The following is a 20617-nucleotide window of genomic DNA, read 5'->3' as shown; positions in this document are numbered from 1 at the left end:
GCCTCTAGGCCAACCCGCGCGCGATCCACGGCCCCAGGGTGTTGGCGACGGGCAGCGGCAGCTTCTTCCACAGCTCGATCTTGCGGCTGTAGCTCGCGTCGGTGGGGTCGATGTTGCGCGGCGGAGAGCCCGGCGCGGTCCACGCGGTATAGGTCAGCCGCTGCGGCTCGAAGCCCCAATTCTTCTTGAAGGCGAAGGGCCCGCTGCCGGTCTTGGAGCGCCCGAAATCGAAGCGGGTCATGCCCTGCCGGCGGGCATGGAGCATCAGCTCGTAATACATTACCTCGTTGGCCCGCGCCGCGCGGGCTTCGAACACGCCGCCGCCCCAGAAAGGCAGCACCGCGCCGTCGTGATAGAAGCTGAGCACGCTCGCCAGTGGCTTATCGCCCTGCCACACAGTGAGGACGTCGCTGCTCGCCGGAAAGGCCTCGAGCATCGCCGCAAACAACCGCTTCGGAAAGACCGGCGTGCCGAGATTGCGCACGCTCGCGCTGTAGCAGGCGTAGTGCGCGGCGAGATCGCCCGACCCCCGCCCCACGCTGATGCGGTGCCCGAAACCCAGACCCTTGCGCACCTCGGCGCGGGCCTTGCGCGGGATGGCGAGGAGTTCGGCCTCGTCATCGGCGGCAAGGGCGCGCTCGAAGCAGCAATGCTTGTCGGACCAGCTGTCCCAGCCCTCGGGCACCGGACCGCCGCGCAGTTCTATCCCTGCAAACCCGGCGCGAAGGGCGTAGCTCTGAGCGCCCTCGGCCAGCGCCTGCGTGGCCTCTTCGCCGCAGGCGAGGATGCCGCCCGCCACGCCGAAGCCGCTCGATACCAGCGCCTTGCCGAACAGCGCCGAGCGCACCTCGGTGAGTGGCAGCCAGCCCGTGACGGTGCCCATCCGCTCGGCCACCAGCCCGGCGGCGCGCTGGCCTGTGCCAGCCTCCACAGCCTTGAGCCACGCCGGGCGGTGGAACAGGGTGCCGCCGTTCTCGGCGACGAAGGCCTCGATCCTCCGCACCTCACCCGGGTCGCGGAAGTCGAGCGCATGCACGCTGGTCGCGGCCCTCACCGGCGCGTTCACTCGGCCGCCTCCACCTCGGCCTCGGTCCCGAGTTCGAGCACCGGCGGCAGCATTTCCAGATCGATCGCCCGCGCCGCCTCGCGGTGGGCGATCATGTCCATCCGGCCCCAGCGGAATTCGTGCACGAGCCCGCGCAGCTTGCCCGCCATCTGCGCAAGGCCGGTGTAATGCCGGAAGCGCGAGCGCAGCGGCGCATGGCCTACGCGCGGCTGGTCGGGATCGACCTCCCACGGGTGGAAATAGAACACCGCCGGACGCTGGTCGCGGCGGTTGACCTGGCGGATCGCCCAGCGCGAGAAGGCATAGGGCAGCACCCGGAAGAAGCCCCCTCCGCCTGCCGCGACGCGCCGCCCGCCGAGGATGGCGGTGGTCACCGGGATCTCGATCATCGAAGACCACGGCAGCGGGCGGAATGCGAAGCGCGGCGCCTCGGGCCAGCCATAGTGATCGTGCGTGATCGGCGCGACGCTGGAGGAATAGGCGTAGCCCTGCTCGGACAGTTCGGCGAAAGCCCAGGGGGTGCGGTGGTCGATCGAGAAACTCGGCGCGCGGTAGCCGGTCACCGGCACCCCGCCCGCGTCCTCGAGGATGGCGCGCGCCTTGCGGATGTCCTCGGCGAATTCCTTGCGGGTGAAGGTGAACACCCGCGCATGATCATAGCCGTGGCTGGCGATCTCGTGCCCGGCCTCGACGATGCGGCGGATCATCGCCGGGTGCCGCTTGGCGACCCAGCCCAGCGTGAAGAAGGTCGCGCGCACATCGGCCTCGGCGAAGAGGTCGATCACGCGGTAGACATTGTCCTCGACGCGGGTCTTGAGCGAATCCCACTCGCCGCGCGCGATCACGTTCTCGAAGGCGCCGACCTGGAACCAGTCCTCGACATCGACCGACAGGCCGTTGACGACCGAAGGGCCGGAGGGAGGGGGAAAAGGGGCGTTCATGGGCTTACGCAGCCCTGCGCGACGGATCTTCCTCAAGCCATTCGATCAGCATCGTGAGCACATGGCGGAAGGATTGCTCCTGCTCCTCGAGCCGCGCCTCGATCCGGTCGAGCGCGGCGGCAAGACGCGCCTCGGCAGCGCGGGCTTCCTCGGGCGGGAGCGCGAGGCCCTCGCCGCCCCCGACGCCGGAATGCGCCATGCCGGCGGCCTGCAATTCGCTGATCGCCGCTTCGAGCTCGGCGGTGCGCGCGTCGCGCTCGGCAAGCAGGGCCGCGACTTCGGTCGCCGGGAGGCTGCCCGCTGCGGGCGTGACGGGGGCTGCGACGGGAGCGGCAGCGGCGGGCTCGGCCACCGGCGCGCTGCGCAGATCGCTTGCCCCGCGTGCCCCGCGGCTCTGGTCCGCGGCCATCTCGGCGATCACGTCGCCCAGCATCGCGAGGCTGAGCGTGTCACGCTCCTCGATCGCGCCGAGCAGCAGCAGGCGGTTCATCACCTGGTTGACGCGGCGCGGAATCCCGCCGGTCTCGCGGTAGAGCGCATCGAGCAGCCCCGCCTCGAAATCGGGGCGCCCCTGCCATCCGACATGGCCCAAGCGGTGGCGCACGTAATGCTCGACCTCGCCCGCATCGAGCGCCTCGAGGTGGTGCGAGGCGATGATCCGCTGGCGCAGCTGTTCGAGCCCCGGATGCTGCGCGAGCGTCGCGCGGAATTCGGGCTGGCCGAGCAGCAGCGATTGCAGCAGCGGGTGCGAGCCCAGCTGGAAGTTGGAGAGCATGCGCAGCTCCTCCAGCGCGGTCAGCTCGAGGTTCTGGCATTCGTCGACCACCAGCAGGCACCGCCGCCCGGCGCGGGCCTCGTCCTGCAGGAAGCGCTCGATCGTGCCCAATGCGGTTGCCTTGTCATGGCCCTCGACCGCGAGGCCGAAGGCCTGCGCGATGACGTGGACGATCTCGGCCCCGTCGAGCGCCGAGGTGACGACCTGCGCCACCGTCAGCGCGGCCGGATCGATCCGCTCCATCAGGTGTGCGACCAGCGTCGACTTGCCCGCGCCGACCTCGCCGGTGATGACGATAAAGCCCTCGCCCTGGCTAAGGCCGTAGCCCAAGTAGCTCATCGCCTTCTTGTGGCTGACGCTCTCGAAGTAGAACTGCGGGTCGGGGGTCAGCTGGAAAGGACGTCCGCTGAAGCCATAGAAATTCTCGTACATGGGCTAAGCGAGCTCCCTCAGAAATCGTAGCGCAGGCCGACCAGCGCGGTGGCGAAGGCGAAGTCCTGCGCGGTGAATTCGCTGTCGACATAATCCACCGCGATCGCCGCGCGGCCCGTCAGGCGCTGCGTGATCGACTGGTTGTAGGCGGCCGAAATGCCCGCCGCGGTGGCATCATTGCCGCCCGCGCCGTCGAACCAGTTGGCATAGGCGTTGGTGGCGATGTTGGCGTTCTCGCCGATCTGGCGGGTGAGGCCGCCGATGACGTAGTAGCTCTCGTCCCTCAGGCCGTTGACCGGCGCGAGTGCGGTTCCGGCTGCGGCGATGAAGGTGCGCCGGTCGTAGCCTGCGCCGAGCGAGGCGGTGGTGCGGCCCATCTGGCGCTGGTAGGACGCCGCGACCCCGCGCCCGCGGAAGGCGGCCGAGCGCACCGAGCCCAAGGAGCCGACGATCGCCTGTCCCTGCGTGCCGCTCACCAGCCCGCCGAAGTCGCCGGTGACGGGATTGCGGATCGCCTCGAAGTCGCTGTCGAGCCGGGCAAGACCGTTGTTGATCACCCCGCCAAAGCCGCTCACCCCGTCATAGGCCGCGAGCGCGAAGACGCTGCGCTCGTTGGGGGTATAGGTGAAGGTGCCGTAATAGGTCGTCGAATCGTAGCGGCGGCCGACCGCGGCTTGCAACGAGGTGCGCGAGGACGGGCGCCACAGCACGCCGACGTCCCACAGCAGGCCATCGACATCGAAGGCAATGCGGCGCGGGCTGGTCGGATCGGTGATGAAGCGGCCGTTTGCGTCGCGCTGGGCAACGCCATTGGCATCGCGCACCGCGTCGCGGCTGGAGATTTCGACATCCTCGTAACCCGCGCCCGCAACAATCGCGAGGCTCTGGGTCACCGGCACGGTGACGTCGCCGCGCACGTAGAGATCGCGCACGCGCTGGTCGAGATTGCCGATGTCTTCCTGAAAGCCCCCCGCGGTGACCGCGAGGCCCACCGGCAGCGGCTCGCCCGGGCGCGTCGCGGCGCGCAGCTGGCCCATGTAGGTGATCGAATCGTCGAAGGTGTCGACGACGTTGCCGCCTTGCGTCACCAGCGCATTGTCGACCTCGAAGCGGTTGTAGCCGACCCGCGCCACGCCCTCGACCCCGACATCGCCGACACGGGTGCGCAGGCTCGGCCCGGCATAGGCGGAGTAGATCCGGCTCTCGGCATCCTCGCGCACGAGCGGGTTGGCGGTGACCGCCCCGCCGCCATCGGCGCGCGTGCGCGAGGCGAGCGCGCCTGCTTCGAGACTGAGCCTGCCGGGGATCACCCCGAGCGTGCCGCGCGCGATACCGCTGATCGTGTCGGTATCGACCGCATCGTCGCCATAGGCGATGTTGCGCTCGTAACGCAACGAGACCGCAGCGCCGCTGTTGCGGCCTTGCACATTGATGTCGACCCCGGCGGCGACCTGGGTGAAGGTCACCACGTCATTGCCGGGGCTGAGTTCGGCCGAGACGACCTGGCTGACTTCGATATAGGGCTGGACCACGCGGCTGCTGCGCTGCTGCGCGCCGCCGCCCTGTCCTTGCCCCTGCCCTGCGCCCTGCCCTTGGGCCTGAGCGAAAGCGGGTGCGGCGGCAGCGGCGACAAGGCCGGCGGACAGCAGGAACTTGGTGAGGGTGCGGGCACGCATGGTCATTTCCCCTTCGCGCCATAGTAGGAGCCGAAGCGCCGCCCCGAGGGGCTGTAGCGCGCGGCGTTGAGCAGGAGCTTGATGTCGCCGCAGGCCGAAAGCAGCTGCTGCGCATCCTCGAGCGCGGCGCGGCTGGTCTCGTCGGCACGCACCACCAGCAGCGCCTGCCCGACATGCTTGGCGAGTTCGGCAGCGGGCGAGGCAGCGAGCGCGGGCGGCGTGTCGAAGATCAGGATGCGGTCGGGCGCGCCCTCGGTCAGCCGGTTCAGCACCTCGGCGGTGCGATTGCTGGCGAGATATTCGGCATCGCGCGCACTCGCCTGACCCGCGGGCAGCACGAACAGGCCCTCGATATCGGTGCGGATCACGAGGCTTTCGGGCAGGATCGCCGGATCGGCGAGCGCGTCCATGAGCCCTTCCTCGGCGTCGATCCTGAGGCGCTCGGTGATGCTGGGCTTGACCACGTCGGCATCGACCAGCAGCACCTCGAGGCCGCGCTCGGCGGCGAGCGCGATGGCGAGGTTGGTGGCGCAATAGGTCTTGCCCTCGCCGGTGTGCGGCGAGCAGACGAGGATGCGGCGCGCGCGCGGCCCATTGCCATTGGAACCGCCGGTGCGGGCATCGGCGAGCAGCTCGCGCTTGACGATCCGGAACTCCTCGAGGAGGCCCGTCACCGGGTCCTCGGGCACGATCAGCCCGCCGTCACGCAGATGCTCGCGGTCGATCCGCGCAATCGGGCCGTTGAAGGCAACTGCGCGCAGCGGCGGGGGGGGAGCGGCGGGTTCGGGTGCCGGAGCGGGAGCGGGCGCCGGAGCGGGCACGGCTTGGCGGGGCTCAGCTTGCGGCGCAGGCGCGGGTTCGGGAGCGCGCGCGGGCGCGGGTGCCGGACGACGCAGCGCCTGCGGCAACGGCGGCACCGGCGCGACCGGCGGCAGCTTCAGCCCGCCTTCACGCGGATCGAGCCCGAAGGCCGCGTCCGCGCGTTCGAACAGCGATGCCGGCCTTGCGCCCTCGCGGTTGATCTTGCCCTGATCGGTCATCTCTTCGGTCCCGTCCTCAGGCCACGCCGCCGACCGAGACGAACTCGATCGCGAGCAAAATCACGAAGATCGCGCCAAGGCCTGCGCTGGCCCCGGCAAATTGCTTCAACCGCTTGGCCTCGATCGCGCGCGCGGCTTCCGAGACCGTCAGCGAGATTGAACCGATCACGGGCAGATCGAAGGACCGTTCCAGCTTCTGCGGGGTGGCAAAGCTCGATTTGAGCTGGCCCAGCGCATAGGCCGCAGCCACGCCCGCGCCGATCCCGGCGACCAGCACGCCCAGCAGCAGCAGCGGGCGGTTGGGCGCGGCGGGGCCTTGCGGCACGCCGGGCTGCTGGATGATGTCGAAGCGGAACTGGCTCGCCTTGTCCTCGACCTTACCGCGCGTCTTCAGCGCCTCGCGGTCCTGGAGGAGCTTCTCGTAGTTCTGGCGCAGCACGTCGTAGTCACGGCTGATGCGGTTGGCTTCGGCCGCGACCGCGGGCTCGCTCGCCTGGCTCGCCATGAGTGCGGCGGCATTGCTCTGGAGCGCGGCGCGGCGGGCCTGAAGCGCTTCCACGCTCGCCTGCCGTTCGCTCTTCAAGGCGACCAGCGAGGCGTAGGCCGGATTGGGCGCGCCGCCCGCGTCGTCGCCTGCTGCCGCCGCCTGCCGCGCAAGGATCGCCACCTGTTTGGTGGTGGAAACGACATCGGGGTGACTATCGGTCAGCCCGCGCGCGCGCAGTTCGGCGAGCTGGGTCTGGGCGACTTGCAGCGCGGCACGCGGCCCCGTCGCATCGCGCCCGCCCGCAATGGTGCGCGGGGTGGAGGAAATCTGGCCCGAGATCGCCGCCAGCCCGCTCTGCGCGGCAGCCAGATCGGCCTCGACATTGCGCAGTTCGGCGCGCGCGTCCTGCACCTTCTTCGACAGGCTGTCCGAGCCGCCGACGAGATCGGGATATTGCGATTCGAACGCCAGACGGCGCTGTTCGGCCTGTTCGAGCTCGGCCTTGCGTTCCTGCAGCTGGCGATCGAGATCGCCGATCGCGGTGCTGATCCCGGTGCGGCTGCCGATGACATATTCCTCGCGCAGGATGTCGAGCAGCTTCTGCACCACATCGCGCGCCAGCACCGCGTTCTCGGCGTCGGAGAATTCGCTGCGGCCGATTTCGGCGGTGATCTGGAACAGGTTGTCCTGCTCGGAGGTCACCTTGACCTTCTTCTCGAGCGCCGCGACCGCCCCGTCGAGCGCCCCGCGCTCGGTGATGCCCTCGCCCAGACGCGTGGTGGTGATGACCTTCTCGAGGTTCTTGGCGCTCGAGAGGGTCTGGCGCACCCGCATGATCTCTTCCTTGCCGTCACCGGCAATGCCGAGCTGCTTGGAGAGCACGTCCTCGACATCGACATAGACGCGCGCTTTGCTCTCGTAGGCATTGGGGATCATGCTCACCACCAACCACCCGAGCAGGCACACGGCCCACGCCACGCCCAGCGCGATCCAGCGCCGGTGCCAGACCGACCAGAGCGCCGCGCGCAGTTCGTCGAAGATCTCGCTCATCCTCCCAAGCGCCCCTTAGAACCGGCTCTCGGGGATGATGATGGTGTCGCCGGGCTTGAGCATGACGTTGGCGCTCGAGTCGCCCTTGCGGATGAGGTCCGCGAGGCGCAGGCGGTATTCGACCTGGGTGCCGCGGGCGCGGTCGAGGCGGATCAGCTTGGCGCGGTTGCCCGCAGCAAATTCGTTGAGCCCGCCGACCGCGATCATCGCGTCGAGGGCGGTCATGTTGGCGCGGTAGGGCAGCGAAGCGGGCTGCGGCGTCGCACCGATGATCCGCACCTGCTGGGTGAAGTTGCCCTCGGGGGTGTTGACGATCACCGAGACGATCGGCTGCTCGATATATTTCGACAGCTCGCCGGCGATGTAGTCCTGCAGCTGGGTGGCGGTCTTGCCCACGGCCGGGATATCCTGCACCAGCGGGATGGTCAGACGCCCGTCGGGACGCACGCGCACCTTGTCGGCGCTGAGTTCGGGGTTGCGCCAGACGTGGATCGTGATCTCGTCGAGCGGGCCGATGGTGTATTCCTCGCTCGGCACCACGCTGCCATCGCCATAGGAGGCGGGCGGAAGCTCGCGACCGGTGCTCGCGCAGGCGGCGAGCAGGCTTGCCAGGAAGCCGAGAGCCAGAAGGCGCTTGAGGTCGGAGAACTGGAACATGCGTCGTGGATCCTTGGGCCTTGCCCGGACGCATCGCCGCTGTGCAGGAGCGACCTGCGACACGACACGCCCGGATTACGGGGGTTCTTGTCGCCGGAAATGGTGAAGATAAGATTAGTTATACAGCGCCGAAAAGGCCCCCATCCCGGATCGGGACAGCGCCCCGGCGAGGCTTAACGCGGAGGGTTAACGGCGTGTCTGACGGCCTCAGACGAGCATCTCGGCGGCGGGGCCATGGCCGAGAAAAGCGCTCGGCGAAGCGGTCGCGCCATAGGCTCCGGCGCAGAACACCGCGACCAGATCGCCGACCTCGGCGCGCGGCATCATGGCGTTGTCGGCGAGCCGGTCGAGCGGGGTGCACAGGCAGCCGACGATGTTGACTTCCTCTTCGGCTGGCGCGTCGTAACGCGTTGCAATCGCTGACGGATAGTTGCGGCGCACGACCGTCCCGAAATTGCCCGAGGCGGCCAGCTGGTGGTGCAGGCCCCCGTCGGTGACGAGGAAGGTCACGCCGTGGCTTTCCTTACGGTCGACGATACGGGTGAGATAGACCCCCGCCTCGCCGACGAGGTAGCGGCCCAGTTCCATGCACAGCTCTGTCTCGGCGAGCACCGGCGGCAGGTCCGCGAGCCTTTCGGCCAGCGCGGCGCCGACCTTGGGCAGGTCCACGGGCGTGTCGCCGGGGAAGTAGGGGATGCCGAGCCCGCCGCCCATGTTGAGCTTGGGCAAGGGAGTGCCGATGGCTTCGGCCAGCTCTGTCGCCAGCGCGAGGACATTGGTCTGCGCCTCGATGATCGCCTCGGCGCCAAGGGTCTGGCTGCCGGTGAAGATGTGCAAGCCCCGCCACTCGGCCCCTTCGGCGATCAGATGCCGGGCCAGTGCGGGCACCCGCTCGGCATCGACCCCGAACTGCTTGGCCCCGCCGCCCATCTTCATGCCCGATCCGGTCATCACGAAAGAGGGGTTCACGCGCACCGCCAAGCGCGGCGCGACGCCGAGGCGCTGGCCGATGGCAAGCGCGCGGGCGACCTCGCCCTCGCTCTCGCAATTGAGCGTGACGCCTGCGGTGATGGCGGCCTCGAGTTCCTCGTCGCGCTTGCCGGGGCCGGCAAAGCTGATGCGGCGCGGGTCGATCCCCGCCGCGACGCACAGCTGCAATTCGCCCGCTGAGGCGATGTCGAAACCGTCCACCAAAGGCGCCATGTGAGCGATCACGGCAGGGTGTGGGTTGGCCTTGACTGCGAAATTGACGCCCACCCGCGCAGGTAGCGCGGCGCGCACTTCGGCCATTCGCCGGTCGAGCAGCGCCTTGGAGTAAACAAAAAGCGGCGTGCGCCCCGCCTCGGCCACCCACTCGCTCGCGCGGTGTCCGGCGATGGCGAGTTCGCCGTCGAGGCAATCGAAGCCGGGAGGGATCGGGCCGACGGGCTTCATTCTGCGAATTCCTTATTGAGCTCGGCCTGAAGCGCGGTGCGGTCGATCTTGCCATTGGGATTGAGCGGCATAGCCTCGCGCCAGTGGATCATCTGTGGCTGCATGAAATTGGGCAAGTCACGCTGGAGGCGCTTCACCAGCTCCTCGCGCGCAGCTTCGTCGCCGCGGACCACCAGATGCACCGCTTGCCCGAGGCGCGCATGGGGCACGCCCAGCGCCACCGCCTCGACCGCGAAGCCGGAGGCGAGCGCCGCCTCCTCGATCTCCTGCGGGGAGATGCGGTTGCCCGCGCTCTTGATCATCGCATCGCGCCGCCCGGCGAAATAGAGCAACCCGTCCGCGTCGCGCCTCACGCGGTCGCCCGACCAGACCGCCATCCCGCCATAGGTCGACGCGGCGGGCGCGGGCCTGAAGCGCTCGGCCGTGCGCTCCGGGTCTTGCCAGTAGCCCTGCGCCACCAGCGGGCCGCAATGGACGAGCTCGCCCTCTTCGCCATCGGCAGCAACCTCGCCCGCGTCGTTCACCACTAGGATCTCGGCGAACGGGATCGCCTTGCCCATCGAGGTAGGGTGGGTGTCGACCAGCGCCGGGTCGAGATAGGTCGAGCGGAAGGCTTCGGTGAGGCCGTACATCGGGAACAGCCGTGCCTGCGGGAACATCCCCCGAAGCGATCGCACCAGTTCCACCGTCAGCGCCCCGCCGCTGTTGGTCAGCCGCCGCAAGGGCGCACGGGCTTCCTCGGGCCAATCGGCCTCGGTCAGCTGCACCCACAGGGGCGGCACCGCGGCGAGCGTCGTCACGCCATGCTTCGCGCAGGCTTTCGCCACGTCCTTGGGGAAGAGGAAATCGAGCGGCACCACGCTCCCGCCCGCAAACCATGTCGAGAGAAGCTGGTTCTGCCCGTAATCGAAGGACAGCGGCAGGACAGCCAGCGTCACGTCGTCGATGCCGAGGCCGAGATAATGCGCCACGCTCACCGCGCCGAGCCACATATTGGCATGGCTCAGCATCACCCCCTTGGGGCGCCCGGTGGAACCGCTAGTGTAGAGGATCGCGGCCAGTTCATCCCGATCGGCCTCGGAAGCTCCCAGTTCCAGCCCCGCCGCCTCCGCGGCCGCCAGCGCCTCGACCTCGCCCAGCGCCGTGCAGCCCCCGGGCAGATCGCCCTGCTCCAGCGAAGCAAGCCGCGAGGGCGTTCCCATCAGCAGCACAGCGCCGCTGTCGGCAAGGATATGCGCGACCTGCGCACGCTTGAGCAGCGGGTTGATCGGCACGTGCACCAATCCGGCGCGCGCCGCCGCCAGCGGCAGCAGGCAAGTGAGCTCGCCTTTTGCCGCCCAGCTCGCCACCCGCGCGCCCCTCGCGGGCACCTCACGCGCCAGCCATCCGGCGAGCATCGCAACACGCTGTCTTAACTCCTCGTGGTTAAGGGTGCGGTCCCGAAGCACCAGCGCCGGGCTCTCCCCGCGACCCGCCGCCCCCGCCAGTTCGGCGAGGTGGTCGAGCGGACGCGGGACAGGATCGGGCGGGCACGGCATGAAGGATACGGACTTTCAGTGATCGAAGCGCGGTATCACGATAGCGTTAACGTCTTGCAAGCGCTGTCTGGCGTGCAGGCTGCTGCGCCCTTCGACCGCGCCGAATGGTTCGCGTTGCTGGCCGACACGGGGCTCGTCCCGCTGGTCGCCATCGCGAGCGACGCAGGGAGCAGCGCCGCCCTCGCCCTGACCGAAAGCGGCGGGCGAATCACACCCCTGCGCAACTGGTACTCTTTCACCTGGCGCGAATTGGCTCCGGCGGGCGAAGCGGGTGATCGCCTGCTCGGAGCCATCGCGCGTCAGCTCAAAAGCAGGAGCTGGCGCGTCACGCTCGAGCCCGTGCCCGAGGAAGACGGCTCGGCGACCCGGCTTGCGCGCGCCTTCCGCGCCGCGGGGTGGCAGGTCGCGGTCGAGCCCTGCGACATCAACCACGTGCTCCCCGTACGCGGCCGCAGCTTCGCCGAATACTGGGAGACCCGCCCCGGCCCCTTGCGCACGACGCTCAAGCGCAAGGCGAAGAAGGTCGAGGTCGAAGTGCTCACCCGCTTCGACCCACAGGTCTGGGCCGACTACGAGGCGATCTACGCCGCCAGCTGGAAGCCCGCCGAGGATCAGCCCGCCATGCTGCGCGCCTTTGCCGAAGCGGAAGGCGCGGCGGGCCGCCTCAGGCTCGGCATCGCGCGCGCTGATGGCGTCGCGGTCGCAGCGCAGGCCTGGACGGTCGAGAACGGCACGGCCTACATCCACAAGCTCGCCCATCTCGAAAGCCACAAGCACCTCTCGGCCGGCACCACGCTCACCGCCGAGCTGTTTGCCCACGTGATCGACATCGACCGCGTGGCGCTGGTCGATTTCGGCACCGGCGACCAGAGCTACAAGGCCGACTGGATGGAGGAGGTGCGCCAGCGCTACCGCATCGATTGCCTCGATCCGCGTGTCCCCCGGGCATGGCCCCCGCTCGCCAAGCGACTGCTGCGCCGCGCGGCGTGAACCTGCAAAACTTGCACCAGTGGCCCCGCATGGCTAAGCCCCGCCGCCAAGGCCCCGAGGACAGGGGCCGCGCAGGGACTTTTGCATAGCCGATGACCGTTTCGCACAACCTCGATGGCGCCGCGCTCGACCTTGAACTCAAGGGATTGATCGCCGATGTGCTGGGCCTCGATCCTGACCAGGCGCAGGCCTTCGGGCCCGATTCCGGCCTGTTCGGCCACCTCCCCGAACTGGATTCGATGGCGGTCGCCGGGCTCCTGACCGAGATGGAAGACCGGCTCGGCATCGTCATCGAAGATGATGACGTGGACGGCGAGATGCTCGAGACCTACGGGGCCTTGCGCGCCTTTGCCGAGGCCAAGCTCGGCGGCCGCTGAGCCCTCCGCCTTCGCGTGTTCACCTGGACCCCGCCCGCCACTGACGGCACCCCGGCGCGGGAAGAACTGCTGGTCGCCTTCGACCGCGGGCGCGATTTGCGCCTGCTGGTGTGCCCCGCATGGTTCGACGAGGCGAACAAGCTGCGGCGCTTCACCATCGAAGTGATGCGGCGGCTCGACCGCGCAGGCGTGGACTGCCTGCTGCCCGACCTGCCGGGGTGCAACGAGAGCCTCGCCCCGCTCACCGACCAGACGCTCGAAGGCTGGCGCGCGGCCATGACCGCCGCTGCCGAGGCCCTGCGCGCGACCCATGTGCTGGCGATCCGCGCCGGGGCGCTGATCGCGCCCCCCGCCCTGCCCGGCTGGCACTATGCCGCGCTGTCCGGGCCCAAACTGCTGCGCGGCATGATCCGCGCCCGCACCATTGCCGCGCGCGAGGCGGGGATCACCGAGACCACCGACGCGCTGATGGCCGAAGGCCGCGCGGCGGGCCTCACGCTCGGCGGCTGGGCGATCGGCCCGGCGCTGTTCGCCGCGCTCGAGACCGCCGAACCCGTGCTCGCCCCGGGCCAGTCCGACCTCGCCCAGAGCGCCATCGGCGGCCCCGGCCTGTGGCTGCGCGCCGAGCCGGACGAGGACGCGAGCCAAGCCGACCGCCTCGCAGCGCGCATCGTTCAGAGCCTTGCCGGAGCCCCCGCATGAGCCGGCTGCCGGGCACCTTCGTCTGCGACGGCGCGATGCTCGCCTGCACGCTCGACGACGCGCCCGGCACCACCGGGCTGCTGATCGTGAGCGGGGGCAACGAGATCCGCTCGGGCGCATTCGGCGGGCAGGCCGACATGGCCGCACGCATCGCCGCGGCAGGCTTCCCGGTCTTCCGCTTCGACCGCCGCGGGGTGGGCGACAGCGAGGGCGAGAACCGCGGTTTCCGCCACTCCGCCGAGGATATTGCAGCCGCCCTCGCCGCCTTCCGGGGACAAGCCGCCGCAGTCACCCGCGTGATCGCTTTCGGCAACTGCGACGCGGCCTCGGCGCTGATGCTGGCGGGCGGCGCGGGTTGCGCGGGGCTGGTGCTCTCCAACCCCTGGACCATCGAGGACAGCGACGTGGTCGACAGCACTCCGCCCCCCGAAGCGGTGCGGGCGCGCTATCTCGAGAAATTGAAGAACCCGCGCGAGATCATGCGCTTGGCGACGGGAGGCGTGAACCTCGCCAAACTCGCGCGCGGGGTGGTCCATGCGCTGAAGCCGCCCCCGCCGCCGTCGGGCCTTGCAGCAGAAATGGCCGCAGGCCTTGCGGGCTTCGCCGGCGATGTCCGCATCCTCCTCGCCACCGCCGACCGCACCGCGCAGGTCTTCGAAGCCGCGTGGGACAGCAGCGACCCCCGCATCCGCCGCTGCGAGGGCGCGGGCCACGCCTATGTCGAGCCCGAACACCGCGGCTGGCTGGAAGCGGAACTATTGGAAGCGCTGCGGGCGGCCTAACGCTCGAACAGGCTCACCAGTTCGACATGGGTCGACCAGCGGAACTGGCCGACCGGGCGCAGCTTCGAGAGGCCGAACCCCGCCCCCGCCAGCACCGCCGCATCGCGCGCCCAGCTCGAAGGGTTGCAGCTGACATAGACGACGCGCGACAGCGTGCTCGCCGCGATCTCGGCGATCTGCGCGCGGGCACCGGCACGCGGCGGATCGAGCAGCACGGCGTCGAAGCGGTTCAATTCAGCCGGCTGGAGCGGATTGCGGAACAGGTCGCGGTGGAGCGCCAGCACCTGTCCGCCCGCCCGCGCGCCCGCCGCCTTGCAGGCAAGATGCGCGGCCTGCTCGGCCTCGACGGCGAGCACCTTGCGGCCCTCACGGAGTGCGAATGCGAAGGTGCCGAGCCCCGCGAACAGGTCCGCCACTATCAGCGAACCTTTGAGCCACACGGCGGCATCGGCGGCCATGCGATGTTCGGCATCGTGCGTGGCCTGAAGGAAGGCCCCTGCCGGCAGGCCGACCGGCACCCCACCGAGCGTCACCGTCACCGGCTCGGGCTCCCATACCGTCTCGGGGCCGTAGCCTTGATCGAAGGAGAGCCGCGCAAGTCCCTGATCGCGCGCGAAATCGAGCGCCGCCTCGGTCGGGCCGAGACCCTCCAAGGGAAAGTTCGAGAAGCTCGCCTCGACCCCCTGATCGGCGAGCGTCAGGTCGATCCCGACCATCGCCTTGGGGCCATGCGCGGCGACGAATTTGCGTAGCGGCCCGATCAGCGCGGCCAACGCGGGATGCAGGACAGGGCACTCGGCGAGATCGACCACGCGGTGCGATCCGCCCTCACGATAGCCCAGCACCGCGCCGCGCGCGACGCGAAGCCCGTGCAGCCCCGCGCGGCGGCGGGTGTGCGGGGGCGAGAGGTGGACGGGGAGAATGTCGGCAGGCTCCAGCCCCTGCCCGCGCGCGGCATTGACCACGCGCTCGGTGACGAAAGCGGCGAGCGCCGCATCGTCCGCGTGCTGCAACTGGCACCCGCCGCAGGTCTCGAAGTGGCGGCAAGGCGGGGTCTGATGGTGCGGGCCCGGAGTGATCGCCCTGCCCTCGTCCACCAGGTCCCCCGGCACCGCGCCCGCGACATGGCGCCCGGAGGCGGTGACGCCGTCGCCCTTGGCGGCGAGGCGGATGATCTCTTCGGAGGTGCTCACAAGGCCGCCGCTAGCGCCTCGGAGACCCTTTCGGCAAGCTGCGATGGTGTGAAAGCCGCGCCTGCCCGCCGCGCCGCCTCGCCGTGGAGCCACACGGCCTCGCAGGCGGCGATGAAGGGATCGCGCCCGGTCGCCATCCGGCTCGCCGCGATCCCGGCGAGGACGTCGCCCGTCCCCGCCACCGAAAGCCAGCTCGAGGCCGGGAGCGCGAGCGCGAGCCTGCCATCGGGCGCGGCGACGCAGGTGTCGGGGCCCTTGGCGAGCACCACCATGCCGCTGACCTTGGCGAGCGCCAAAGCGCGGTCGCGGCGGCTTTCGGCGATGATGCCGAATTTGCGGCACAGGGTTTCGAGTTCGCCGTCGTGAGGGGTGGCGAGGATCGGCCGCTCCTGGATCAACATGGTGGGGGTGAGGAGCATCAGCGCGTCGGCGTCGATGACCAGCCCACACGATCCCTGCAAGGCTGCCGCCAGCGCCTCCTCTGCCGCCTCGCCGCGCCCGAGGCCGGGCCCGACCAATACGGCGGCGATGCGAGGGTCGGCGAGCGCGTCGGGCAAGGGCGCGGTGTCGGTCACCACCTCGGGCGGGGTGCGCAGGTCGGCGGCGGGGGCAAGGAGCTTCACATAGCCCGCCCCCGCCCGCTGCGCCGCACTCGCAGCGAGCAGGCTCGCCCCCGGCATGGCGCCCGCGATGATGGCGAGGAGACCGCGGCGATACTTGTGGCTGTCGCCGGCGGGAGCGGCGAGGCGCGGCCTCCCGACCAGCTGCGCGGCCCCCTCGACCCGCCCGATCCCGATCGGCACAAGCCGCATCTGACCCATCAGAGCGCGGCCCGGCAGGCTCCAGTGCGCGAATTTCCATGCTCCGAGCGCCAGCGTCAGGTCGTAGGCCGGAAGCTTTTCGCCGAGCACCGCGCCCGTATCGCTTGCCACCCCCGAGGGCATATCCACCGCCACCTTGATGCGCGCCTGAGCGGCAAGGTCGCGCAGCAGCAGCGCGTGCGCGGGCACGAGCGGGCGGCCGAGGCCCGATCCGAACAGGCAGTCGACGAAGATATCGCCCCCTGAGCCGCCCGATGTGCCGACCGGCCCGTCCCATCGCGCCTTCGCCGCGCGCGCGGCGTCGGTGGCGGGGGCGAGCGGGGCGATGACGCTCACCGCATTGCCCGCCTCGCGCAGCCGCCGGGCGATGACATAGCCGTCCCCGCCGTTGTTCCCGGGGCCGCACAGCACGGTGACCGAGCGCCGCGCGGCGATCCGGCGGATCCACTCGGCCGCGCCCCCTGCTGCGGTCTCCATCAGGTCGCCGACCGAAGTCCCCGCGTCAAACAGCGCCTGCTCGGCAGAGCGCATCTGTGCGGTGGTGAGGACCTGTGCGAGGGTCACGAGGTGGGCGCCGGGCCGGGCTCGCGGGGCAAGCGGTAGCGGTCCGACCCGATGGCGAATTGCCACACGCCCGAGCCCTGTTCGAGCACCACCGGATCGGCCCCGTCGAGCGCGTCGGGCGCGCCGTTCGCGGGATCGATCATCAGCCGCCGGAACCCGCCATCGGGATGGTGGAGGATGATCTGCGGGCTGCCCGCGACCCGCTCGAGCGTGCAGACATCGGCAAAGTCCGCGCCCTTGCCGATGGCACAGGCGATGGTCTGGCCCTGAGGCCCGGGGCTTTGCGCCCCGCACCCGGCCAGCATCGCAAATGCCAGCGCCGCGCTAGATGTCCGCGAAGACATGGGTCTCCGACTTCGCGCCCGGGTGGGTGAGCGCCCCGTAGCGCGCCTTGCCGACGACCTGACTGTAACGCCACAGCGCGCCCGATTGGTAGTCGTTGCTGCGCGGCTGCCACTTCGCGCGGCGCTCGGCGAGCACCTCTTCGGCGACCTCGAGATCGATCGTGCCAGCGACCGCGTCGATGCTGATGATGTCGCCATCCTCGACGAGCGCGATGGGGCCGCAATCAGCCGCTTCGGGGCCGACATGGCCGATGCAGAAGCCGCGCGTCGCGCCGGAGAAACGCCCGTCGGTGATGAGCGCGACCTTCTCGCCCATGCCCTGCCCGTAGAGCGCGGCGGTGGTCGAGAGCATCTCGCGCATGCCCGGCCCGCCGCGCGGGCCTTCGTAGCGGATGACGATCACGCAGCCCTCGGCAATGTCGCGGCTTTCGACCGCGGCGAAGGCGTCTTCCTCGCAATCGAACACCCGCGCGGGGCCGGAGAATTGCAGGCGCGCCATCCCGGCAACCTTCACGATCGCGCCATCGGGAGCGAGCGAACCTTTAAGCCCCACAACACCGCCCGTGGGGGTGATCGGGGTCTTCACGTCATAGAAAATCTTCTGGTCGGGGTTCCAGGTGATCTCTTCAAGGTTCTCGCCGATGGTCTTGCCGGTGACGGTGACCGGATTGGGATCGATGAACCCGCCGTCGAGCAGGGTCTTCATCGCCATGTAGACGCCGCCCGCCTCGTGCATGTCCTTGGCGACATACTTCCCGCCGGGCTTCAGGTCCGCGATGTAAGGCGTTGATTTGAAGACCTCGGCAACATCGAACAGGTCGAAGTCGATTCCCGCCTCGCTTGCCATTGCGGGGAGGTGGAGCGCGGCGTTGGTCGAGCCGCCGGTGGCTGCCACGACGCGCGCGGCGTTCATAAAGGCCTCGCGGGTGCAGATGTCGCGCGGGCGCAGGTTGCGGGCGACGAGCTCCATCACCTGCCGGCCCGCTGCGACCGCGATATCGTCACGCGATCTGTAAGGAGCGGGCGCCATGTTGCTGTTCGGCAGGGACAATCCGATCGCCTCGCCGACGCAGGCCATGGTGTTGGCGGTGAACTGCCCGCCGCAGGCGCCGTGGCCGGGGCACGCGACCTTTTCCAATGCGATCAGCTCGGTCAGCGGGCAATTGCCGGCGGCGAACTGGCCGACCGCCTCGAACACGTCGACCACTGTCACGTCATTGCCGCGGTGGGTGCCGGGGAGGATCGAGCCGCCATAGACGAAGATGCTCGGCACGTTGAGCCGCAGCATCGCCATCATCATGCCCGGCAGGCTCTTGTCGCAGCCAGCGAACCCGACAAGCGCGTCATAACAATGCCCTCGGACCGATACTTCAATCGAATCCGCAATGATCTCGCGGCTGATGAGCGAGGATTTCATCCCCTGGTGGCCCATCGCGATGCCGTCGGTGACGGTGATGGTGTTGAACCGCCGGGGGGTGCCGCCGCCCGCGATCACGCCCTCGCGGCAGATATCGGCCTGGGCGTTGAGGGTGGTGTTGCAGGGGGCCGAATCGTTCCCGGCGCTCACCACGCCGACGAAGGGCGCAGCGATCTCTTCCTCGGTCATGCCCATCGCGTAGTAGTACGAGCGATGCGGCGCGCGCTCGGGCCCGACCGAGACGTGACGGCTGGGGAGCTTCGACTTGTCAAACTTCTGCGACATAAGATTTCCCGCTTGCGGCGATTTGCGACACGCCCCCTGCCTCTAGCGAAGCGCGGACGCAACCCTTTGCGCAATTTTAGCCAAGAGCGCGGCCCAGCGGGCGTGGGCCTCGGGGGTATTCGTGAGGTCTTGCCGCAGTTCGATGCCGAGGTAAGGCCGGCCCGGCGCTTCCGCGTGGCGGTTCATGGTGTAATTGAGATCGCGCCCCGAATAGGGGAGGTTGTCGCCGACATTCAGCCCCTCGGCGGCCAGCAGCGGGATAGCGATGCGCGCGGCGCGATCGTCGGCGTTGTAGAGCACCCCCACCTCCCACGGCCGCGCGGCCTCGGAGGTGGCGAGGCGCGGGGTGAAGGAGTGGAGCGAGAGGATCAGGCGCGGTCGGGCCGCCTCCAGCCACTGCTCCAGCGCGGTGTGGTAGGGGCGGTGGAAACGGGCGAGCCTTGCCTCGCGGTCCGCGCCGAAATTGCCGGGGATCGGATGCCCGTCGCTCTCCGGCGGGACGAGGCCGGGGGCGGTCTCCTCGCGGTTGAGATCGCACACCAGACGGCTGACGGCGGCGATGTGGGCGGGGATGGTGTATTCGCGGGCGAGGAATTCGGCGATCGCCTCGGTGCCGATGTCGAGGGCGATGTGTTCGTGGAGCAGGTGTTCCGGGATGCCGAGGTCGATGTCGGCGGGGACGGCGTTGGAGGCGTGGTCGGCCACCAGCACGATCCCGCCGGGGGTGGGGGTGCCGAGTTGGCGGAAGACCTCGCTCACCGCAGCCGCCCTGCCATGGTCCACCACGCGGCGGGCATGGCCGCCGCCGCCGCATCGCGGGCCTCGGACGTATCATAGAGCGCAAAGCAGGTCGCGCCCGATCCGGACATGCGGGCGAGCCATGGGTTGGTATTGCGGAGGGCCGCCAGCACCTCCGCTATGACGGGGCAGAGCGAAATGGCGGGAGCTTCCAGGTCGTTGCGCCCTTCCCTTGCGATCTTGGATGCGGGTCCTTGCGGCAGGGCACCCCTGTCCTCGCCATCCCACGCCTTGAACACCGGGCCGGTGGAGAGCGGCACGCGCGGGTTGACCAGCAGCACGGGGGTTCCGGCGAGGTCGTCCTCGACGTCAAGCTGCTCGGTTCCTGTGCCGAGGCCGATATGGGTGCGGCTGAGCACGCAGGCGGGCACATCCGCGCCGAGCTTAGCCGCGCGCGCCTGCCAGTCCTCGGGCAGCCCGTGGAGCGCCTCGACGATCCGGAACACCGCCCCCGCATCCGCCGACCCTCCGCCAAGACCAGCCGCTACCGGCAAGTTCTTCTCAAGCGTCACCGCGAGGCCTTGCGGGCGCGGGAGGGCGTTCAGCGCACGGGCGACGAGGTTGTCGAAGGGATTGTCGAGCACCCCTGCAAACTCGCCCAGCGTGGCGACGCTGTCCTGCGCGGCCGGTGTGGCCGTCAGCACATCGCCCGCATCGACGAAGGCGAACAGGGTCTCGAGCGCGTGATACCCGTCCTCCCGCCGCCTGCGGACATGCAGCGCGAGGTTGATCTTGGCGTAGGCGGTTTCGCGCATCACGTGTCCCGGTCGATCCGTGGGCCGATCTGCCAATCGGCGGCGACTATTTCGTGCACCGCGCCGGTCGCTTCCTCGACCGCATACCAGCCAAGCAACACGCTGCCGCAACCTTGCGGCTCGCGGCAGTAGGCATTGACGCGCAGGACATAGTAGCCGGGATTGTTGTCATCCTTGCCGCCATCGCAGCTTGCCATCTGCTCTGCGCGGTAGGTCTTGTTGGCGGCGAGAACCGCCATGACGCGCTCGCACGCCTGATCGTCGGACGCGACCGCTTGCTGCGCCTCTGTGTGAGAGCAACCTCCCGGCAGGTTCGCTCCGAGGAGCAGGAATACCACTCTCGCGGCGGAGGCTGGCGGCAATCTCAATCCTCAATCCTTCGTCATTGCGAGGAGCCGCAGGCGACGCGGCAATCCAGTTTCAGGTGCTGCGCCAAGTCGAGACGCCCGATGCTGGATTGCTTCGCTGCGCTCGCAATGACGAAGAAAGTGAG

The 20617-nt window shown here is 69.6% G+C and carries 20 protein-coding genes; 4 read left to right on the top strand and 16 right to left on the bottom strand.

Annotated elements, in window-relative coordinates; all coding sequences use genetic code 11:
* Window positions 1–4: 4 nt before the first annotated feature.
* The 9 genes from PFX90_RS01330 to PFX90_RS01290 all read right to left on the bottom strand — a co-directional run bounded on the left by PFX90_RS01330 (window position 5) and on the right by PFX90_RS01290 (window position 11096).
* The gene (locus PFX90_RS01330) at window positions 5–1066 is read right to left on the bottom strand and encodes a FemAB family XrtA/PEP-CTERM system-associated protein (protein ID WP_285709656.1); all 1062 of its coding nucleotides are present in this window, start codon (window positions 1064–1066) and stop codon (window positions 5–7) included.
* Window positions 1063–2007, bottom strand: a complete 945-nt coding sequence (locus PFX90_RS01325; RefSeq protein WP_285709654.1) for an XrtA system polysaccharide deacetylase — start codon at window positions 2005–2007, stop codon at window positions 1063–1065. The genes PFX90_RS01330 and PFX90_RS01325 overlap by 4 nt, the downstream gene beginning before the upstream one ends.
* A 4-nt stretch (window positions 2008–2011) precedes the next feature.
* The gene (locus PFX90_RS01320) at window positions 2012–3214 is read right to left on the bottom strand and encodes an XrtA/PEP-CTERM system-associated ATPase (protein WP_285709651.1); all 1203 of its coding nucleotides are present in this window, start codon (window positions 3212–3214) and stop codon (window positions 2012–2014) included.
* 17 nt (window positions 3215–3231) lie between these two features.
* The gene (locus tag PFX90_RS01315) at window positions 3232–4890 is read right to left on the bottom strand and encodes a porin family protein (RefSeq protein WP_285709649.1); all 1659 of its coding nucleotides are present in this window, start codon (window positions 4888–4890) and stop codon (window positions 3232–3234) included.
* A 2-nt stretch (window positions 4891–4892) separates the two neighbouring features.
* Window positions 4893–5930 (bottom strand): nucleotide-binding protein, encoded by a 1038-nt coding sequence (locus tag PFX90_RS01310; RefSeq protein WP_285709646.1) that lies wholly within the window; start codon window positions 5928–5930, stop codon window positions 4893–4895.
* A 16-nt stretch (window positions 5931–5946) separates the two neighbouring features.
* Window positions 5947–7467, bottom strand: a complete 1521-nt coding sequence (locus PFX90_RS01305) for an XrtA system polysaccharide chain length determinant (protein WP_285709644.1) — start codon at window positions 7465–7467, stop codon at window positions 5947–5949.
* Window positions 7468–7482: 15 nt separating this feature from the next.
* A complete protein-coding gene (locus PFX90_RS01300; protein WP_285709642.1) occupies window positions 7483–8124 on the bottom strand; it encodes an XrtA/PEP-CTERM system exopolysaccharide export protein in 642 nt (213 codons plus the stop codon).
* A gap of 207 nt (window positions 8125–8331) precedes the next feature.
* A complete protein-coding gene (locus PFX90_RS01295; protein WP_285709640.1) occupies window positions 8332–9558 on the bottom strand; it encodes a pyridoxal-dependent decarboxylase, exosortase A system-associated in 1227 nt (408 codons plus the stop codon).
* Entirely contained in the window at window positions 9555–11096 is a 1542-nt protein-coding gene (locus PFX90_RS01290) for an acyl-CoA ligase (AMP-forming), exosortase A system-associated (protein WP_285709638.1), read from the bottom strand. Before PFX90_RS01290 ends, PFX90_RS01295 begins: the two co-directional genes overlap by 4 nt.
* Before the next feature lie 18 nt (window positions 11097–11114).
* Here PFX90_RS01290 and PFX90_RS01285 point away from each other — a divergent pair, with 18 nt between their 5' ends.
* The 4 genes from PFX90_RS01285 to PFX90_RS01270 all read left to right on the top strand — a co-directional run bounded on the left by PFX90_RS01285 (window position 11115) and on the right by PFX90_RS01270 (window position 13947).
* Window positions 11115–12086, top strand: a complete 972-nt coding sequence (locus PFX90_RS01285) for a GNAT family N-acetyltransferase (protein WP_285709636.1) — start codon at window positions 11115–11117, stop codon at window positions 12084–12086.
* 92 nt (window positions 12087–12178) lie between these two features.
* Window positions 12179–12463 (top strand): acyl carrier protein, encoded by a 285-nt coding sequence (locus PFX90_RS01280; protein ID WP_285709634.1) that lies wholly within the window; start codon window positions 12179–12181, stop codon window positions 12461–12463.
* Between the two features lie 15 nt (window positions 12464–12478).
* Window positions 12479–13165 (top strand): alpha/beta hydrolase family protein, encoded by a 687-nt coding sequence (locus tag PFX90_RS01275; RefSeq protein ID WP_285709633.1) that lies wholly within the window; start codon window positions 12479–12481, stop codon window positions 13163–13165.
* A complete protein-coding gene (locus PFX90_RS01270) occupies window positions 13162–13947 on the top strand; it encodes a hydrolase 1, exosortase A system-associated (protein WP_285709631.1) in 786 nt (261 codons plus the stop codon). Before PFX90_RS01275 ends, PFX90_RS01270 begins: the two co-directional genes overlap by 4 nt.
* On the opposite strand, the gene PFX90_RS01265 is transcribed toward PFX90_RS01270, so the two are convergent.
* Genes PFX90_RS01265 through PFX90_RS01235 form a run of 7 tightly spaced genes read right to left on the bottom strand, consistent with a single transcriptional unit; the run spans window position 13944 to window position 20363 of the window.
* Window positions 13944–15140 carry a class I SAM-dependent RNA methyltransferase gene (locus PFX90_RS01265; protein ID WP_285709628.1) on the bottom strand — a complete coding sequence of 399 codons (1197 nt, stop codon included), beginning with the start codon at window positions 15138–15140 and terminating at the stop codon, window positions 13944–13946. The genes PFX90_RS01270 and PFX90_RS01265 overlap by 4 nt on opposite strands.
* Window positions 15137–16525 (bottom strand): NAD(P)H-hydrate dehydratase, encoded by a 1389-nt coding sequence (locus tag PFX90_RS01260; protein WP_285709627.1) that lies wholly within the window; start codon window positions 16523–16525, stop codon window positions 15137–15139. The genes PFX90_RS01265 and PFX90_RS01260 overlap by 4 nt, the downstream gene beginning before the upstream one ends.
* Window positions 16522–16869 (bottom strand): hypothetical protein, encoded by a 348-nt coding sequence (locus PFX90_RS01255; protein WP_285709624.1) that lies wholly within the window; start codon window positions 16867–16869, stop codon window positions 16522–16524. Before PFX90_RS01255 ends, PFX90_RS01260 begins: the two co-directional genes overlap by 4 nt.
* On the bottom strand, window positions 16850–18571 hold the full coding sequence (gene ilvD, locus PFX90_RS01250; RefSeq protein ID WP_285709623.1) for a dihydroxy-acid dehydratase: 1722 nt from the start codon (window positions 18569–18571) through the stop codon (window positions 16850–16852). Before ilvD ends, PFX90_RS01255 begins: the two co-directional genes overlap by 20 nt.
* Before the next feature lie 42 nt (window positions 18572–18613).
* Complete coding sequence (locus tag PFX90_RS01245; RefSeq protein ID WP_419180071.1) at window positions 18614–19354, bottom strand: N-formylglutamate amidohydrolase; 741 nt, start codon at window positions 19352–19354, stop codon at window positions 18614–18616.
* Entirely contained in the window at window positions 19327–20124 is a 798-nt protein-coding gene (locus PFX90_RS01240; RefSeq protein ID WP_285709621.1) for a 4-(cytidine 5'-diphospho)-2-C-methyl-D-erythritol kinase, read from the bottom strand. The genes PFX90_RS01245 and PFX90_RS01240 overlap by 28 nt, the downstream gene beginning before the upstream one ends.
* On the bottom strand, window positions 20124–20363 hold the full coding sequence (locus tag PFX90_RS01235; RefSeq protein WP_285709618.1) for a hypothetical protein: 240 nt from the start codon (window positions 20361–20363) through the stop codon (window positions 20124–20126). Before PFX90_RS01235 ends, PFX90_RS01240 begins: the two co-directional genes overlap by 1 nt.
* Between the last annotated feature and the right edge of the window lie 254 nt (window positions 20364–20617).

Origin of the sequence: Erythrobacter oryzae, from assembly GCF_030271515.1 — a bacterium.
In the GTDB taxonomy this organism is placed as follows: domain Bacteria; phylum Pseudomonadota; class Alphaproteobacteria; order Sphingomonadales; family Sphingomonadaceae; genus Erythrobacter; species Erythrobacter oryzae.
This window is presented reverse-complemented; position numbering and strand designations above follow the sequence as displayed.

What these genes read in the sequence shown, in the direction of transcription:
- PFX90_RS01325 (WP_285709654.1), bottom strand. Translation starts at nt 2,007, where the DNA reads ATGAACGCCCCTTTTCCCCCTCCCTCCGGCCCTTCGGTCGTCAACGGC.
- PFX90_RS01320 (WP_285709651.1), bottom strand. Translation starts at nt 3,214, where the DNA reads ATGTACGAGAATTTCTATGGCTTCAGCGGACGTCCTTTCCAGCTGACC.
- PFX90_RS01315 (WP_285709649.1), bottom strand. Translation starts at nt 4,890, where the DNA reads ATGCGTGCCCGCACCCTCACCAAGTTCCTGCTGTCCGCCGGCCTTGTC.
- PFX90_RS01310 (WP_285709646.1), bottom strand. Translation starts at nt 5,930, where the DNA reads ATGACCGATCAGGGCAAGATCAACCGCGAGGGCGCAAGGCCGGCATCG.
- PFX90_RS01305 (WP_285709644.1), bottom strand. Translation starts at nt 7,467, where the DNA reads ATGAGCGAGATCTTCGACGAACTGCGCGCGGCGCTCTGGTCGGTCTGG.
- PFX90_RS01300 (WP_285709642.1), bottom strand. Translation starts at nt 8,124, where the DNA reads ATGTTCCAGTTCTCCGACCTCAAGCGCCTTCTGGCTCTCGGCTTCCTG.
- PFX90_RS01295 (WP_285709640.1), bottom strand. Translation starts at nt 9,558, where the DNA reads ATGAAGCCCGTCGGCCCGATCCCTCCCGGCTTCGATTGCCTCGACGGC.
- PFX90_RS01290 (WP_285709638.1), bottom strand. Translation starts at nt 11,096, where the DNA reads ATGCCGTGCCCGCCCGATCCTGTCCCGCGTCCGCTCGACCACCTCGCC.
- PFX90_RS01280 (WP_285709634.1), top strand. Translation starts at nt 12,179, where the DNA reads ATGACCGTTTCGCACAACCTCGATGGCGCCGCGCTCGACCTTGAACTC.
- PFX90_RS01270 (WP_285709631.1), top strand. Translation starts at nt 13,162, where the DNA reads ATGAGCCGGCTGCCGGGCACCTTCGTCTGCGACGGCGCGATGCTCGCC.
- PFX90_RS01255 (WP_285709624.1), bottom strand. Translation starts at nt 16,869, where the DNA reads ATGTCTTCGCGGACATCTAGCGCGGCGCTGGCATTTGCGATGCTGGCC.
- ilvD (WP_285709623.1), bottom strand. Translation starts at nt 18,571, where the DNA reads ATGTCGCAGAAGTTTGACAAGTCGAAGCTCCCCAGCCGTCACGTCTCG.
- PFX90_RS01240 (WP_285709621.1), bottom strand. Translation starts at nt 20,124, where the DNA reads ATGCGCGAAACCGCCTACGCCAAGATCAACCTCGCGCTGCATGTCCGC.
- PFX90_RS01235 (WP_285709618.1), bottom strand. Translation starts at nt 20,363, where the DNA reads ATGGCGGTTCTCGCCGCCAACAAGACCTACCGCGCAGAGCAGATGGCA.